The sequence below is a fragment of the Pseudomonas sp. KH_046_1 genome, assembly GCF_057839025.1.
Genome location: NZ_CM174481.1, coordinates 2,902,542 through 2,918,559, shown reverse-complemented (window position 1 = coordinate 2,918,559; position 16,018 = coordinate 2,902,542). Strand labels below are relative to the sequence as shown.

Below are 16,018 nucleotides of genomic sequence, written 5' to 3'. Positions count from 1 at the left end.
TCATGGCCGCAACACCGCAGAGCGGAAAAATCATTCTGGATAAGCTCGCGACGCGACGAATAGCGTTACATGAGCAATACTCGATTCGCGGCAATCCAGGGCTTGGCTTGTCGCCTATCGCTATCAACGAGCCCTCACGGGTCTGCCGGGCTTGTCCCATGCACGACTGAAGGCGACGCAGAACAAGGACGTATCCAGCATGAAACCCGTTTCCCTAAGCGAAGCCAGCCTGCCATCACAAATCTGGAACAGCGCCCCGCAACTGGACAGCATCCCGGTCATCAGCACCCAATCCCTGGTGCCCGCCGGCGCACGCGCGGTGCTCATTGCCCCGCACCCCGGCGATGAAGTCGTGACCTGCGGCGGCCTGCTGCAATTGCTCAGTAACCTCGGCCACCCGCTGCAATTGATCTCGATCACCGACGGCAGCGCCAGCCATCCGGGCTCTCGGCAGTGGTCGGAAAAACGCCTCAGCGTATTTCGTCCCCAGGAAAGCGTGGAAGCCATCCGCCGACTCGGGTTGCCGATGCACAGCCTGAAGTGGATTCGTGGCGGGTTTGCGGACAACGCGCTGGTGGAGCACGAAGATCAGATCGTCCAATTCATCATGCGCTACCTGCGCCCCGGTGATGTGGTGTTCAGCACCTGGCGCGAGGATGGCAACGTCGATCACGACACCGTTGGCCGCGCCAGCGCCAGGGCGGCAGCCAATATCGGGGCAACCTACAACGACGTACCGTTCTGGGCCTGGCACTGGCCGGCACGGGACCGGGAGCTGATTCCCTGGCACCGTGCCCGCAAGGTGCGCCTCGATACCTGGACCGTCGCCCGCAAGAGCCACGCCACCCACGCCTACGCCAGCCAACTCGACGGCGAACCGGCCATCGGCATCGCGCCGTTGCTGCCCCGGACGCTGCTGGAGCGTATCCGTTTGCCTTATGAAATTGTGCTGGTATGAAACCATCGGTGATAGGTGTGGCGCTGCCAGGCAGACTGAACTGCCTGCCGTCACATCAGTCGCATACATAGGCAGCCCTGAATCAGAGGAGTGCATGTGGCCAGTCATCCAAAACGGCAGGCAGCCGAATCAACGCCGTTGAACACACCCCCGGCGATTCATCGGCTTCGCGTGCTGACGGTAAACACCCATAAGGGGTTTACCGCACTCAACCGGCGTTTCGTCCTCCCCGAGTTGCGTGAAGCGGTGCGCAGTACGTCGGCAGACCTGGTGTTTCTGCAAGAAGTCGTCGGCGAGCACGACCGCCACTCCTCCCGCTACAACGATTGGCCACAAACCTCGCAATATGAATTCCTTGCCGACAGCATGTGGAGCGACTTCGCCTATGGGCGCAATGCCGTCTATCCCGACGGTCATCATGGCAATGCCCTGCTGTCGAAATACCCGATCCGCGAGTATCGAAACCTGGATGTTTCCATTACCGGCCCCGAACGCCGTGGCTTGCTGCATTGCGTGCTGGACGTGCCGGGGCATCGCGAAGTGCATGCGATCTGCGTTCACCTCAGCCTGCTGGAAAGCCATCGTCAGCTGCAGTTGCAATTGCTCTGTCAGCTCCTTGAGTCCCTGCCGGATGATGCTCCGGTGATCATTGCCGGCGACTTCAATGACTGGCAGATGCAGGGCAATGCCGCCCTGGCCCGCCGCGATTACTTGCACGAAGCCTTCGAACGCCACCATGGTCGTCCGGCCAAAACCTACCCCGCGCGGTTTCCCTTGCTGCGCCTGGACCGCGTCTACCTGCGCAACGCCAGCAGCCATGAGCCGCAAATACTCGGGCACAAGCCGTGGACGCACCTTTCTGACCATTTGCCGTTGGCGGTGGAAGTGCATCTGTGAATCACGGTCATCAAGCGTCTGGTGCTGTGAAACCATCCCCCACCTGTTATTTCTGACAGTAGCCACATCGAAGCAGTGCCTGCTACGTTGATGTGCCCTGCCGATGCTGGCAGGCGCAGTCGGTCCTGGCCATTCCTGGCGGCCAAAGGAACGGAGGTTGATCCCATCGCGGAGGCAAGCATGGAGTTTTCGACAGAGCTGTCCAAATACCGTTTCGGCGCCTGCCTGTTCTCAATCTGGTTATGTGCAAATTGGCCCCAGGCAGCCTACGCCGCCTGCACACTCACCCCCACCGCCGGTAACGACAACTTCGTCTGCGACAGCGGCACCAGTGGGCCGTTGAGCGATTTGTCGGGCAATAACACCCTGACCTTCACTGCCACTGGCACCGGCAGGATCAACGGCAACCTGACCTTCGGCGCCGGCGCCGACACGGTGAACATGGCGTCCGGCACCGTGGCCGGCACTTTGAACCAGGGCGACGGGGCGGATAGTTTCACGATCAGCGCCGGGCAAGTCACCGGGGCGGTCAGCCAGGGTAATGGCATCGATAACTTCGTCATGTCTGGCGGGAACCTTCAGTCCCTGGCCCAAGGCGACGGTCGCGATACCTTCCTGATGACCGGCGGCACCATCGTCGGCGCTTTCGAGGACGGCGACGTTGCCAGGATGACCAGTGGCTCCATCGGCCGGGTTGACATGAAGCTCGATAACAATCTCTTCGAAATGTCGGGTGGGCAGATACTTCGCAACCTGGTGACCGGTTTGGGCACCGATACCATCATCGTTTCCGGGGGGAGTATCGGTGGCAACATCAGTGTCAGCAATGGCAACGACAGCATCGCGGTCACCGGCGGGGAAATCGTCGGCGAGATCCGCGCCGGCAACGGCGATGACACCCTGATATGGGACGGCGGCGGGATCATCCGCTCGCAAATCCTGCTGGAAGCAGGCAATGATCGCGCCACCTTGCGCAACCTGACCGAAAGCACCCTAGCCCTCACCCCGAGCATCAATGGCGGCGTCGGCAATGACCTGCTGACCTTCGATCACACCACCTCGTCAGGCGCCGGCCGCTTCATCAACTGGGAAACGGTCAACCTCGGCAACAGCTCACGTTTTGATCTCGATGGCGTTTTTCAACTGGGGGACAGCGCCACGGGCACCGGCGTGTTCAATGTCGACGGCAGCAGTACGTTGACGTCGGTGCAGGGCAGCATCACGCCATTGACCGCGGGCCGGCTCGCGACCTTGAACAACAGCGGGGTCATCGATCTCACCCATAGCAACTTGCGCACCAATGACAGCCTGACGGTTGAAGGCAATTACGTGGGTAACGGCGGCCAGTTGCTCTTGCAAAGCGCCGTGGGCGATGACAGCTCTCCCAGCGACAAACTGGTGGTCAACAACGGGACGCTGACCGGCAGCACCCTGATCAGCGTCACCAACGTTGGCGGCGCGGGTGCCCTGACCGGGCAAAACGGTATCCAGCTGGTTCAGGCCCAAGGCACGGCGGTCAGCGACAACACCGCGTTCGCCCTCAAAGCCCCGGTGTCGGTTGGCGCCTTCGATTACCGCCTGTTCAAAGGCGGTATCACACCGGGCAGCGAAAACAGTTGGTATTTACGCTCCTCGGTGGTGGCACCGCCAGTGGTAGCCGTCGCCAACCCTGATCCCGCCTTGCCACCGACGCTGGTGCCCATCGTCGCAGTGCCGGTGGCCGCGCCAGTGGTTGTGGCCACCGGGGTTCAAGGAGTTGAAGGCGTCGTGACGGTCGAAGCCCCGGTGTTGCCGGCCGCCGTACCCGGCGCAGCACCAATCCCCCTGTATCGCGAGTCGGTGCCCACCTGGTCGGTGGTGCCGCCGGCAGCAGCACAATTGAGCCTGACAGCACTGGGCACTTTTCATGACCGTCAGGGAGATCAGCGCCTGCTGACGCAAACCGGTGCGCTCAGTGCCGGTTGGGGCCGGGTCTACGGCAAGAACCTCGAACAGACCTGGGCCGGCACCGTCACGCCAAGACTGGACGGCTCGCTCAATGGCTTTCAGGTCGGCAATGATCTGTTCAGCTCAGAGTTGGCGGGTGGGCAAACCCAGCGCAGCGGTTTCTTCATCGGCCACAGCCGCCTGCAAGGCGATGTCGACGGTTTCAATCAGGGCTTCGCAGGCAAGCGCTCCGGCAACGTCGAGTTGCAAGGCGACAGCCTTGGCGTTTACTGGACCCTGACCGATCGCGCCGGCGCGTATCTCGATACCGTGGCCATGTACACCTGGCTCAACGGCGACAACCGTTCCGAAGGTGGACTGAAGATCGACAATGACGGGCACGTAACGACGTTATCGGCAGAAGTCGGATACCCGATCGCGGTGACCGGAAACTGGGTGGTCGAACCCCAGGCCCAGGCGATTTACCAGAAGGTCAAACTCGACAGCCAGGACGACGGCATCTCCCATGTCTCGTTCGATTCCGACAGTGCCTGGACTGGCCGCGTCGGCGCACGCCTCAAGGGTCGCTACGAGGTCGGCGGCCGGCCGCTGGAACCCTATCTGCGGGCCAACATCTGGCACACCTTCACCGGTACCGATACGGTCACCTTTGACCATCTCGATCAGGTCGAAACCCAACAACGAACCTCGTCCGCCGACCTCGGTATCGGCATGGTGCTGAGCGTTGCGGCCTCGGTCAGCGTGTACGCCGGACTCGACTACACCAGCAATATCGACAGCAACCAACAACGGGGAACGTTCGGTAACGTGGGGGTCCGGGTGAAGTGGTAATAGAGGACATCTGCGCCGTCCCGAGGTTTTTTCCATTCGGTCGCCCCTCATTCGGGGTAGGAGAGACGCCATCGCGAGATACCGCCTGCGACTGCAAGGTAGACCGCCATGAAAATCCCACTCACCCCACAAGAGATCAAAGTCACTTTTTGCACTGTATCGAGTTCACTCCTGCTGTGTTTCACCATGCAAGTACAAGCCGCCACTGACGAGCAAGAAACAGCCCCGTGGTATCGCCAGGACATCCCGACACTCAGTCTGCCTACCCTCGCAGAAACCTATCCCGGTCCAACCTGAGCACCGCAGACGCCGCGCCCACGACCTGGGACCAACTCTATGGCCAGCCTTCTCGCCAGGCACAAACCGGTGAGCCTGTACATCAGCGCCGACTACAGCAGCGACGTGGACGACAATGACCTGAACGGGTTGATCGGCAACCTGGGTGTGCGGATACGCTGGTGAAAACTGGTATTTCTTACAGTATCCACAGCATTGATGGTGATGCATTGTGATGGGCAACTCACCCTGATCGAGGCCGTCACGGATGTCTGTGGACCATGCGCATCACGGCACGCCAACCCTTGCGGTTTCGGACGCGCGTGGGCTGACAGTCAGAACGGTGCAGTTTCATCGGCGGCAGGCGGCCGATCCGCTTGAGGCACGGGTCACGCATCAACGGTTCGATGCCGCAGGCAGGCCGGTGGCCAGCCGTGATCCGTATCTGTTTGCCCTGGCGCAGAACGATGCGTTGGTGCCGGCCAATTTGAGCCAGGTGTTCAACCTGTCTGGCGTGCCGTTGTCGAGTGACAGTGTGGATGCGGGGTGGCGGGTGGCGTTGCCCGGTGCGGCCGGGCAACGCATCGAGGCTTGGGACGGCCGTGGCAGCTACTCCCTGACCGGGTTCGATGTACTGCTGCGGCCGGTGACCATACAGGAGCGTGGTAAAGAGGTCGCTGAGCACGTCCTTGAGCGCTTCAGCTATGCGAGAGTCGATGCCGACGCCGCATCGCACAATCTGTGCGGCCAGTTGATTCGCCATGACGACCCGGCCGGGACGTTGCACCTGAACGATCTCGGCATCAGTGGTGCGGTGCTGCAACAGACGCGGCATTTTTTGCTGGATACCGACACGGTGAACTGGCCCGACAGCGTGGCCGCGCGCGATGCCTTGCTCGAACCCGGCAAGGGTGCGACCACTTCCCACACCTACGCGCCCACCACGGAACTGCTCCAGCAAATCGATGCCTTGGGTAATCATCGGCGTTTTACCTACACCGTCGCCGGCGAATTGAACGACACGCGACTGATCTTGGCCGGCCCCGACCAGACAGAACGAACGCTGGTCAGCGATCTCAGCTACAACGCCTCCGGCCAGATCGAAGCGGAAGCCGCCGGTAACGGCGTCGTCACCCACCACCGCTACGATCCAGCGGATGGCCGCCTCATTGGGCTGAGCGCACACAAAGCCAACGGCACGCCACTGCAAGACCTGAAATACAGTTACAACGCAGCCGGCAACGTGCTGAGCCTCGAAGACGCCGCCCAACCGATCCGCTACTTCAACAACCAGCGTATCGAACCGATCAAGACCTACTACTACAACACCCTCGATCAACTGATCGAAGCCAAAGGTTGGGAGGCCAAGACCGGCCATGGCTGTCCTGCCCTGCCCGACCTGCAGCCCCTGCCCCTCGATCCCAACCAGATCGCCCACTACACCCAGACCTATCACTACGACACTGGCGGCAACCTGTTGGACCTGACGCATGTCGGTGCCCAAGCCCATGGTCGCACCCTCACCCGCGCCCAATACAGCAACCGCTGCCTGCCCGAACGTAACGGCCGTCCACCGACCGAAGCAGAACTGGCCGCCGGTTTCGATGCCAATGGCAACCTGCGTGAGTTGCAAGCGGGTCAATCGCTCGCCTGGGACCTGCGCAATCAGCTGTCCACCGTGCGCCCGGTCGTCCGCGAAGATGACAATGATGATTACGAACGTTACATCTACGACGGTGGCGGCCAGCGGATGCGCAAGCTCCGTGCAAACCAGACAAACGCACGGACGCTGATCAGCGAAGTACGTTACCTGCCCGGCGTGGAAATTCGCAGCCACAGCGGCACCGGTGAAGTCCTTCACGTCATCAATGCCAGCGCCGGTAGCAATAGCGTGCAAGTGCTGCACTGGGTGGCCAAACCACCGGAGAACATCACCAACGACCAGGTGCGCTACAGCCTCTATGACCACCTGCATTCCAGCACACTGGAACTGGACCAAAACGCCGACCTGATCAGCCAGGAATGGTATTACCCGTTTGGCGGTACGGCTTGTTTCGCGGCCCGTTCGGCCACAGAAGCCAAGTACAAGACCGTGCGGTATTCGGGCAAGGAGCGGGATGCGACGGGACTTTATTACTATGGATTCAGGTATTACGCACCGTGGTTGCAGAGGTGGATTAATCCGGATCCGGCGGGGTATGTGGATGGACCTAATTTATATCGATTTGTAGGCTCCGACCCTGTCAACAACGTCGACACCAAGGGACTTGAAAAAAATCGCTGGCAAAACCTTATCCACAAGCATCTGTTGACCAGCCACGGACACGTATTGAAAGGACACCACTTAAACTATATAGCCGAGCAAATAAAAGACAAAGACAGGCGAGTAAGAAACAAAGCCGCATTCAGGGGCATCCAATACTTTAATCAGCAACAACGAGCGGAAAATTCAATGATCCTGCAGATCAAGGATGGAATTGTATTCAACAACGCAGGACATCTCCTGGATTATAACAGGAGCCCAACAACCGACTCTTCCAACTGGTTTCAATCCAATGGTTATTTGGGGTACGCATTAGGCTTTAACGAGCAAAACCAGCCAGAACTCGCCGTATTTGTTCATAAAGACTATGTGCGATTTCACTCATCTCCATTTTCCGGACGACCAGTTTTAGACGCCGGCATGATGATTATAACAAACGGAAATATCGCATTCATTGAAAACAAAAGCGGCCACTATCGACCCAGGCTGGAGCAAAAGCTTCACACTTTGAACTTTCTGAAAAAAGGTGGAATCGACTTGAGAGATGTCTTTGTTTCAGAGCTAATCCCGGACGATTATAAAGACAAACCCGATATATATTACCAAGAGACTGAAGATTTTTTCAAACGTCACCTCTACAACGCGGCAGACCTTTACAATTGGCATATGGATACAGGTCTACGTCCCAAAACTCTTCCAGAAGGTGCCGACCCAAAGACAACGACTCTCGAAGATTCCGCCCCTTATGTCTACCTCCCGCGTAAAGGTAAGGAGGGGCTATCGCGATTGGAGACATTAACTTTTAGGAACTGGGCGCTGCGGGATGAGAACGGGAGACCTGGAAAAAAAATGAAAAATTCCCATGTAAGTTACAGGTAGTAGACGCCTGTAACTTAACCCTCTCCCATTAAGACGCTCTGATTAACAATTACTAGCGTTGCTTGGACTGAGACCTCGGTGGGCAAGGCTCGCACCTACAATACGTAGGAGCGAACTTTGCCCGCGAAGCGGTTTCGGATCACCCCTGCGGCCTTAACATCAACACCGCCAACGGCGGCAAATTCAACACCAACGACAACGCCTGCCCATGGCTCGGCGTTTCCTCGGCCACCGCCCCCCCGCTATTGCCATAATTGGAACCGGCATAAATCGACGAATCGCTGTTGAGCACCTCGTTCCACTGCCCGGCAAACGGCACCCCAACGCGATAAGCCTCACGCGGCACCGGGGTAAAGTTAGCCACCACCAGCAGCGGTTCGCCGTCCTTGCTCCAGCGCAACCACGCATAAACGCTGTTGATCGCGTCATCGCCGATCAGCCATTGGAAACCCTGCGGCACATCGTCCTGCTCATGCAGCGCCGGCGCTTCGCGGTACAAGCGGTTGAGGTCAGACACCAGTTTCTGCACCCCCTTGTGCTCGGGGTATTGCAACAGGTACCAGTCCAGTTGCTGGTCATGGTTCCACTCGCGCCACTGGCCGAACTCGCAGCCCATGAACAACAGCTTCTTGCCCGGATGCGCCCACATGAAACTCAGGTAGGCCCGCAGGTTGGCGAATTTCTGCCAGCGGTCGCCGGGCATTTTGTCGATCAGCGAGTGTTTGCCATGCACCACTTCATCATGGGAGATCGGCAGGATGAAGCGCTCGGACCACGCATACACCAGGCCGAAACTCAGTTCATTGTGGTGGTGGGCGCGGTACACCGGGTCCTGCTGGATGTAATGCAGCGAATCGTGCATCCAGCCCATGTTCCATTTGTAGGCAAAGCCCAGGCCGCCCTGTTGCGTGCCCTGGCTGACACCCGGCCATGCGGTGGATTCTTCGGCGATCACCAGCGCACCGGGCGCTTCGAGGGCGACCACGTCATTGAGGTGGCGCAGGAAGTCGATGGCTTCCAGGTTCTCCCGCCCGCCGTGGCGGTTCGGCACCCACTCGCCGGCCTTGCGCGAGTAGTCGCGGTAGAGCATCGAGGCCACCGCATCGACCCGCAGGCCGTCGACATGGAAATGCTTGAGCCAGTGCAGCGCCGACGCCAGCATGTAGCCGTGCACTTCGGTGCGACCCAGGTTGTAGATCAGCGTGTCCCAGTCCTGGTGGAACCCTTCCTGCGGGTTGCCATACTCGTACAGCGCCGTGCCGTCGAACTGGGCCAGGCCGTGGATATCGGTGGGGAAATGCGCCGGCACCCAATCGAGAATCACCCCGAGTTCGGCCTGGTGGCAGGCGTTGATGAACGCGGCGAACTCGTCCGGCGTGCCATAGCGCGCACTCGGTGCGAATTGCGACAGCAACTGATAGCCCCACGAACCGCCGAACGGGTGCTCCATGATCGGCATCAGTTCGATGTGGGTGAAACCGAGGTCTTTGACATAGGGAATCAGCCGCTCGGTCAATTCCGGCCAAGTGTACTGGCGGGCCACTTCACCCAGGTCGTCCAGCTCGCATTGCCACGAGCCGGCGTGCAATTCGTAGATCGACAACGGCGCGGTCACCCGCTGGCGGTCACCCCGGGACAACATCCAGTCCTGGTCCTGCCAGTCGATGTTCAAGGGTGAGGCGACTTTCGAGGCGGTGTCCGGTGGCAGGCTGGTGGCCAGCGCCACGGGATCGGCCTTCAACGGCAGGATGCCGTGGGCGCCGAGGATTTCGTATTTGTAGGTGTCCCCGGCCTGCAGGCGCGGGATGAACAACTCCCAGACGCCGGTGGGATGACGCAGGCGCATCGGATGCCGGCGCCCGTCCCAGACGTTGAAATCGCCGACCACCGACACCCGCCTGGCATTCGGTGCCCACACGGCGAAACGCACGCCGTCGACGCCGTCCACGGTTTTCAGTTGCGCCCCCAGGCACGCGCTGAGGTCGCGGTGATTGCCTTCGGCAAACAGGTACAAATCCATTTCGCCCAACAACGGGCCGAAGCTGTAAGGATCTTCTGCGGTTTGCTCGCCGCCGGCCCAACGGGTGCGCAGCAGATACGCTTGCGCATGCTGGAAATGCCCGACGAACAACCCCGGCGTCTGCGTGACTTCAAGGTAACCAAGCTCTTCGCCGGAGTCCCTGGCCAGCACCTGCACACTCAGGGCGCCCGGCAGATACGCGCGAATGAATTGCCCGCCAGCGCCATCGGCGTGAGGGCCGAGAATGGCGAAAGGATCGATATGCTCGGCACGCACCAATGCATCGATATCCCGCGCCCTGGGCAGCAGCGCTTCTTTGTGATGACCCTGTTCCTTGTTCGAGACACTCATGACTACTCTCCACCAAGATCGGAAAAGGGTTTAAGCCCACTCAATAATCCATATAAACCGTGCAACGGCACGGGCAACCAGGCGGGGCGATTTTCCGCCTCATAAGCCACTTCATACGCCGCCTTCTCCAGGCCGAACAACGCCAGTGCGGCATCCTCGCCTTCGGGATCTTGCCATGCATGGGCAAGACTAGCTGCCGCCAGCCGATAAGCGTCGACAAATGCTTGCCGCGCCTCGCTCAAGTAGCGATCGGTGACCCGCAAGCGCGCGGCATCGGCCGTCGCGGTGTTGTCGACGCTCTGCACATTGATCGCCATCGCCGCCGCGTAATCGAAAGAGCGCAGCACGCCGCTGACATCCTTGTACGGGCTGTGTTTGCCCCGTCGTTCATGCAATGGCCGGGCCGGTTCGCCTTCAAAGTCGATCAGGTAGGCATCACCCTTGATCACCAGCACCTGCCCCAGATGCAGGTCGCCGTGTACACGAATGCGCAAGCCGCCCGCGGTCTTTTTGCCCAATGCTTGTACATGGCCGAGGATGGCTTTCCTGTTGTCCAGTAAACGGCCGACCAGGGTTTGGTTCGCCGGGTTCAGTTGATTTTTATGCTGCTTGAGCAAGTTCAGCGCGTGCTCGATTTGCGCCGCGACATCCCTGGCCGAGGCCAGCGCCTCTTTCTGCGTGGTGACCTGGGGCAAGAAGTCCGGGTTGGCACTCGGCGCCGCCAGCACCTGATGCATTTCCCCCAGGCGCTGACCGAGCATAGCGGCGAAATCTTTCAATTCGCCGAGCGCGTTGTAATGTTGTTCCTGCTCGGACACGGCGTCGGCCAGTTCATCGCGAAGCGCTCGTTCGAGGTTGTTCTGCGTCCATTCCCAAGCGTCGCCCTGGTTACTCAAATAGCCTTGGGCGATCATCAGCAAATTGTCTTCACCCGCCCCGTCCCGGCGCACCACGGCCCCCAGCAATGGCGAAATATTGCTGAACCCGGCTTCGGTCAGGTACGCGCTCATTTCCAGTTCCGGGTGCACACCGCAGGCAACCTTGCGGATCAGCTTCAGCACCAGGCTGTTGCCGATCACCACCGAGCTGTTGGACTGTTCGGCGGACAGGTAACGTACCGGCGACTCGGCATTGAGGCCGAGTTTTTCCAGCTCCGCGGTGGACTCGAAGCGAATGTCGCCATCGCTGGAAGCCAATACGGTGCCAGCCTGAATGCCCTGCAATACGGCATGCACAAAGGTGTCCAGGCTGAAGGCATCGGTGATCAGGCCGACCTGGCGTCCGCGCCGTACCCGCGACAATGCCAATTGCTGCGGCAACGGCGTACCAACCTGATCTTCCGAGATAAAGCCGAACGGCAACTGGTAGCGACTGCTCTGGCCAGCGCTGGTGACATTGATCTCACTGAACAGCACCGGATGCTGCGGGTCGCCGAACCGCACGCCATAGGCCAGATCGACCTGCTCAATGGCCGCGTCCTTGCCGGCGAACCAGCGGCGATTCTGCAACCAGCTCGGCAGGATGCTTTGCTCCATTGTGGTGCGTGACGGCGCTTCGAGCAGTTCCTCCATGCGCTTTTTCAGCACCAGCGTGGTGAAGTCCGGCAGGCTTTGTGCGGGCTCCACGTGCCAGCTCGGCATCTGGTTTTCCGCGGCGAGGCCGAACCAGTAGAAGCCGTATGGCGCCAGCGTCAGGAGGAAATTCAGCTGGCCGATGGGCGGGAACGCGTTACCCCCGAGCATTTCCACCGGCACCATGCCGACGTAGGCCGACAGGTCCAACTCGGCGGCCTGGGCGCTGCGCGACACGTTGGCCACGCACAGAATGACCTCGTGTTTACCGTCCACCCCGGTGTATTCACGGGTGTAGGCCAGAATCCGCCGATTGCTCGGCGACAGCATCTTCAACGTACCGCGGCCAAAGGCCTTGGATTGCTTGCGCACGGCGAGCAGGCGCCGGGTCCAGTTGAGCAGCGAATGCGGATCGCCAGCCTGGGTTTCGACGTTGACCGACAGGTAGCCATATTGCGGGTCCATGATCGGCGGCAGCACCAGGCTCGCCGGGTCGGCGCGGGAGAAACCGCCGTTGCGGTCGATGGACCATTGCATAGGCGTACGCACACCGTCGCGGTCGCCGAGGTAGATGTTGTCGCCCATGCCGATTTCATCACCGTAATACAGGGTCGGCGTGCCGGGCATGGACAGCAGCAGGCTGTTGAGCAGCTCGACCCGGCGGCGGTCGCGCTCCATTAGCGGCGCCAGGCGCCGGCGAATCCCCAGGTTGATCCGCGCCCGACGGTCGGCGGCGTAGTAATTCCACAGGTAGTCACGTTCCTTGTCGGTGACCATCTCCAGGGTCAACTCATCGTGGTTGCGCAGGAAGATTGCCCATTGGCAGTTGGCGGGGATATCCGGGGTCTGGCGCAGAATGTCGGTAATCGGGAAGCGATCTTCCTGGGCCAGCGCCATGTACATGCGCGGCATCAACGGGAAGTGAAAGGCCATGTGGCATTCGTCGCCGTTCAGGCCTTTCTTGTCGGTGTCGCCGAAGTACAACTGGGTGTCTTCCGGCCACTGATTGGCCTCGGCCAGCAGCATGCGGTCGGGGTAGTTGGCGTCGATTTCCGCGCGGATCTTTTTCAGGACGTCGTGGGTTTCCGGCAGGTTCTCGTTATTGGTGCCGTCGCGCTCGATCAGGTAGGGAATCGCGTCCAGGCGCAAGCCGTCGATGCCCATGTCGAGCCAGTAACGCATCACCGACAGCACCGCTTTCATGACTTGCGGGTTATCGAAGTTCAGGTCCGGCTGGTGGGAGTAGAAACGGTGCCAGAAGTATTGGCCGGCGACCGGGTCCCAGGTCCAGTTGGACTTTTCGGTGTCGAGGAAAATGATGCGGGTGCCATCGTATTTATGATCGTCATCGGACCACACGTAGAAGTCCCGCGCCGCCGATCCGGGTTTGGCCTTGCGCGCCCGCTGGAACCAGGCGTGCTGGTCGGAGGTGTGGTTGATGACCAGTTCGGTGATCACCCGCAGGCCGCGTTTGTGCGCCTCGGCGATGAAACGCCTGGCATCGGCCATGGTGCCGTAGTCGCTGTGTACGCCGCGGTACTCGGCGATGTCATAACCGTCGTCGCGCCGTGGCGAGGGATAGAACGGCAACAGCCAGATGGTGTTGACGCCCAGGTCGGCGATGTAGTCGAGCTTGGCGATGAGACCGGGAAAGTCGCCAATCCCGTCGTTGTTGGAGTCGAAATACGATTTGACGTGAACTTGATAGATCACCGCATCCTTGTACCAGAGCGGGTCCTTGATGAACGTGGCTGCCTTGGGTTTCTTCGCCATGTGAAACTCCTGGTGAATTCGATAAAGCCGCTGGACCGTTCGCCTGCCTCGAACGCGATGACTTACCTGTGGGAGCGAGCTTGCTCGCGATGACAATTGAACATTCAACAAAGAAGTTGCCCACAAAATTGCTATCGCGAGCAAGCTCGCTCCCACAGGTTTTGCGTTTAAACAGTTATCCTCCAAATCCCGAACGGCTGATACGCCGGGTCGATCCGCATGAATTGCTGCTTGCCATGCCAGGTCCAGCGATGGCCATTCATCAAGTCTTCGCCCTGGGTGCTGGCGTAGTCCGGCAAGCCCATTTCCCACAACGGCAACTCGAAGTTCGCTTCCTGCACGTTGTGCGGATCGAGGCTGACCGCCACCAGTATGAAATTGCCTCCATCGGCGCTACGTTTGCCGAAGTACAGGATGTTGTCGTTCCACGCGTTATAGACCTTCAGGCCCAGATGCGTGTGCAACGCCGGGTTCTGCCGGCGGATGCGGTTGAGCTGGGCAATCTCGGCAATGATGTTGCCCGGCGCATTGAAGTCCCTGGGGCGGATTTCGTACTTCTCGGAATCGAGGTATTCCTCCTTGCCCGGCACCGGCGCCGATTCGCACAACTCGAAACCCGAGTACATGCCCCACAGGCCCGAGCCCATGGTCGCCAGCACGGCGCGGATGAGAAACCCGGGGCGCCCTGAATCATGGAGGAACGCCGGGTTGATGTCCGGTGTATTGACGAAAAAATTCGGCCGAAAGCATTCGCGCCAAGGCGATTCGTTGAGTTCAGTGAAGTAGGTCGCCAGTTCGGCCTTGGTGTTGCGCCAGGTGAAATAGGTGTAACTCTGGGAATATCCGACCTTGCCCAGGCGCGCCATCATTGCCGGGGTGGTAAAGGCTTCGGCGAGGAAGATCACCTCGGGGTACAGCGCCCGTACATCGGCGATCAGCCACTGCCAGAACGGCAACGGCTTGGTGTGCGGATTATCGACGCGGAAGATCTTCACGCCCTCCTCGACCCAGCCCACTACGATGTCGCGCAGTTCCACCCACAGGCTCGGAATTGCCTCCGGGGTATAGAAGTCGACGTTGACGATGTCCTGGTATTTCTTCGGCGGGTTCTCCGCGTATTTGATCGTGCCGTCCGGCCGCCAGTTGAACCAGCCGGGGTGTTGCTTGAGCCAAGGATGGTCCTGGGAGCACTGGATGGCAAAATCCAGGGCGATTTCCAGGCCATGGGCAGCAGCGGCCGCCACCAGTCGGCGGAAGTCTTCGCGGCTGCCCAATTGCGCGTGAATCGCCTCGTGCCCACCCTCCTCGCTGCCAATCGCATAGGGGCTGCCCGGATCATCGGGGCCCGCCGTCAGCGAATTGTTCGGGCCTTTGCGGTAGCTGCGCCCGATCGGGTGGATCGGCGGGAAATACAACACGTCGAAGCCCATGTCCTGGATCATCGCCAGCCGCGAATGCACGTCATCGAAGGTGCCATGGCGCGCCGGGCTGTCGGTGATCGAACGTGGAAACAATTCATACCAACTGGCGAACTGCGCCAGTTCGCGCTCCACATCCACCGGGTACTCCGGGCTCAGGCTCAGGTAGGCGCGATGATTGACGCGGGCCATGAGGTCGGCGCTACGCGGGTGCAAAAACAGTGCAATCTGCTCGGTTTCAAGCAGCCCTGACAGTTCATGGTGCAACGCCGCCAATTGCTCGCTGAGTTGCCCTTCGCTGCGCTCGGCGGCTTGCTGGACATGAATCCGCCCTTCCTGCAATTCCAGGCTGACGGGCACCGCCGCCGCATGCTTCTTTTCCAGCTCATAGCAAAAACTGGCGAACTGATCGATCCAGGCTTCGATACAGAACAGATAGCGGCCCTGGCTGTCGGCACGGAACTGCCCTTGCCAGCCGTTGTTGCCCAAGTCGTGCATGGCCGCGCTTTGCCAGACGTCCTCGTCTTCGGCCCGCCAGCGCACGCGAACCGCCAGCTTGTCATGCCCGTCGGCGAAGACCTTGGCCGTCACCACCACGTCCTGCCCCACCACGGCCTTGACCGCGAATTGTCCGCCTTCAAGGGTCGGCATGATGTTTTCAATGACGATACGCGGCAGCAACAACGCCTGCGACAGCGGCATGTGCGGGTTGTAGCTCAACTCAGTCGGTTTTTCAGCCGTCATCGAGCCTCTCTCCTTACGCCCCATGGACGCGCTTGTGTCTGGTCGCCACCCCGCCGGGCGATCCGCCCCGGGATGCACTCACTTAGGTTC

General features: G+C 60.2%; 8 protein-coding genes and 1 pseudogene. 6 read left to right on the top strand and 3 right to left on the bottom strand.

Annotated elements, in window-relative coordinates; all coding sequences use genetic code 11:
* Nucleotides 1–199 precede the first annotated feature (199 nt).
* From AC3IT9_RS13500 to AC3IT9_RS13475, 6 genes and pseudogenes are all read left to right on the top strand, one after another.
* Nucleotides 200–958 carry a PIG-L deacetylase family protein gene (locus tag AC3IT9_RS13500; RefSeq protein ID WP_489273365.1) on the top strand — a complete coding sequence of 253 codons (759 nt, stop codon included), beginning with the start codon at nucleotides 200–202 and terminating at the stop codon, nucleotides 956–958.
* 96 nt (nucleotides 959–1,054) lie between these two features.
* Nucleotides 1,055–1,855, top strand: coding sequence for an endonuclease/exonuclease/phosphatase family protein (locus AC3IT9_RS13495; protein ID WP_150724007.1), 801 nt, complete (start codon nucleotides 1,055–1,057; stop codon nucleotides 1,853–1,855).
* Nucleotides 1,856–2,035: 180 nt separating this feature from the next.
* Nucleotides 2,036–4,633, top strand: a complete 2,598-nt coding sequence (locus AC3IT9_RS13490) for an autotransporter family protein (protein ID WP_489273364.1) — start codon at nucleotides 2,036–2,038, stop codon at nucleotides 4,631–4,633.
* A gap of 108 nt (nucleotides 4,634–4,741) precedes the next feature.
* Nucleotides 4,742–4,930 (top strand): hypothetical protein, encoded by a 189-nt coding sequence (locus tag AC3IT9_RS13485; protein ID WP_412072380.1) that lies wholly within the window; start codon nucleotides 4,742–4,744, stop codon nucleotides 4,928–4,930.
* A gap of 48 nt (nucleotides 4,931–4,978) precedes the next feature.
* A pseudogene (locus tag AC3IT9_RS13480) lies at nucleotides 4,979–5,095 on the top strand (autotransporter outer membrane beta-barrel domain-containing protein); the annotation flags it as partial.
* An 82-nt stretch (nucleotides 5,096–5,177) separates the two neighbouring features.
* On the top strand, nucleotides 5,178–8,051 hold the full coding sequence (locus AC3IT9_RS13475) for an RHS repeat-associated core domain-containing protein (protein ID WP_489273363.1): 2,874 nt from the start codon (nucleotides 5,178–5,180) through the stop codon (nucleotides 8,049–8,051).
* Between the two features lie 139 nt (nucleotides 8,052–8,190).
* On the opposite strand, the gene glgB is transcribed toward AC3IT9_RS13475, so the two are convergent.
* From glgB to AC3IT9_RS13460, 3 genes are all read right to left on the bottom strand, one after another.
* Entirely contained in the window at nucleotides 8,191–10,422 is a 2,232-nt protein-coding gene (gene glgB, locus AC3IT9_RS13470; RefSeq protein WP_489273362.1) for a 1,4-alpha-glucan branching protein GlgB, read from the bottom strand.
* 2 nt (nucleotides 10,423–10,424) lie between these two features.
* Complete coding sequence (gene treS, locus AC3IT9_RS13465) at nucleotides 10,425–13,766, bottom strand: maltose alpha-D-glucosyltransferase (RefSeq protein WP_489273361.1); 3,342 nt, start codon at nucleotides 13,764–13,766, stop codon at nucleotides 10,425–10,427.
* Between the two features lie 167 nt (nucleotides 13,767–13,933).
* On the bottom strand, nucleotides 13,934–15,928 hold the full coding sequence (locus tag AC3IT9_RS13460; protein ID WP_489273360.1) for an alpha-1,4-glucan--maltose-1-phosphate maltosyltransferase: 1,995 nt from the start codon (nucleotides 15,926–15,928) through the stop codon (nucleotides 13,934–13,936).
* Between the last annotated feature and the right edge of the window lie 90 nt (nucleotides 15,929–16,018).

What these genes read in the sequence shown, in the direction of transcription:
- glgB (WP_489273362.1), bottom strand. Translation starts at nt 10,422, where the DNA reads ATGAGTGTCTCGAACAAGGAACAGGGTCATCACAAAGAAGCGCTGCTG.
- AC3IT9_RS13490 (WP_489273364.1), top strand. Translation starts at nt 2,036, where the DNA reads ATGGAGTTTTCGACAGAGCTGTCCAAATACCGTTTCGGCGCCTGCCTG.
- AC3IT9_RS13460 (WP_489273360.1), bottom strand. Translation starts at nt 15,928, where the DNA reads ATGACGGCTGAAAAACCGACTGAGTTGAGCTACAACCCGCACATGCCG.
- AC3IT9_RS13475 (WP_489273363.1), top strand. Translation starts at nt 5,178, where the DNA reads ATGTCTGTGGACCATGCGCATCACGGCACGCCAACCCTTGCGGTTTCG.
- AC3IT9_RS13485 (WP_412072380.1), top strand. Translation starts at nt 4,742, where the DNA reads ATGAAAATCCCACTCACCCCACAAGAGATCAAAGTCACTTTTTGCACT.
- treS (WP_489273361.1), bottom strand. Translation starts at nt 13,766, where the DNA reads ATGGCGAAGAAACCCAAGGCAGCCACGTTCATCAAGGACCCGCTCTGG.
- AC3IT9_RS13500 (WP_489273365.1), top strand. Translation starts at nt 200, where the DNA reads ATGAAACCCGTTTCCCTAAGCGAAGCCAGCCTGCCATCACAAATCTGG.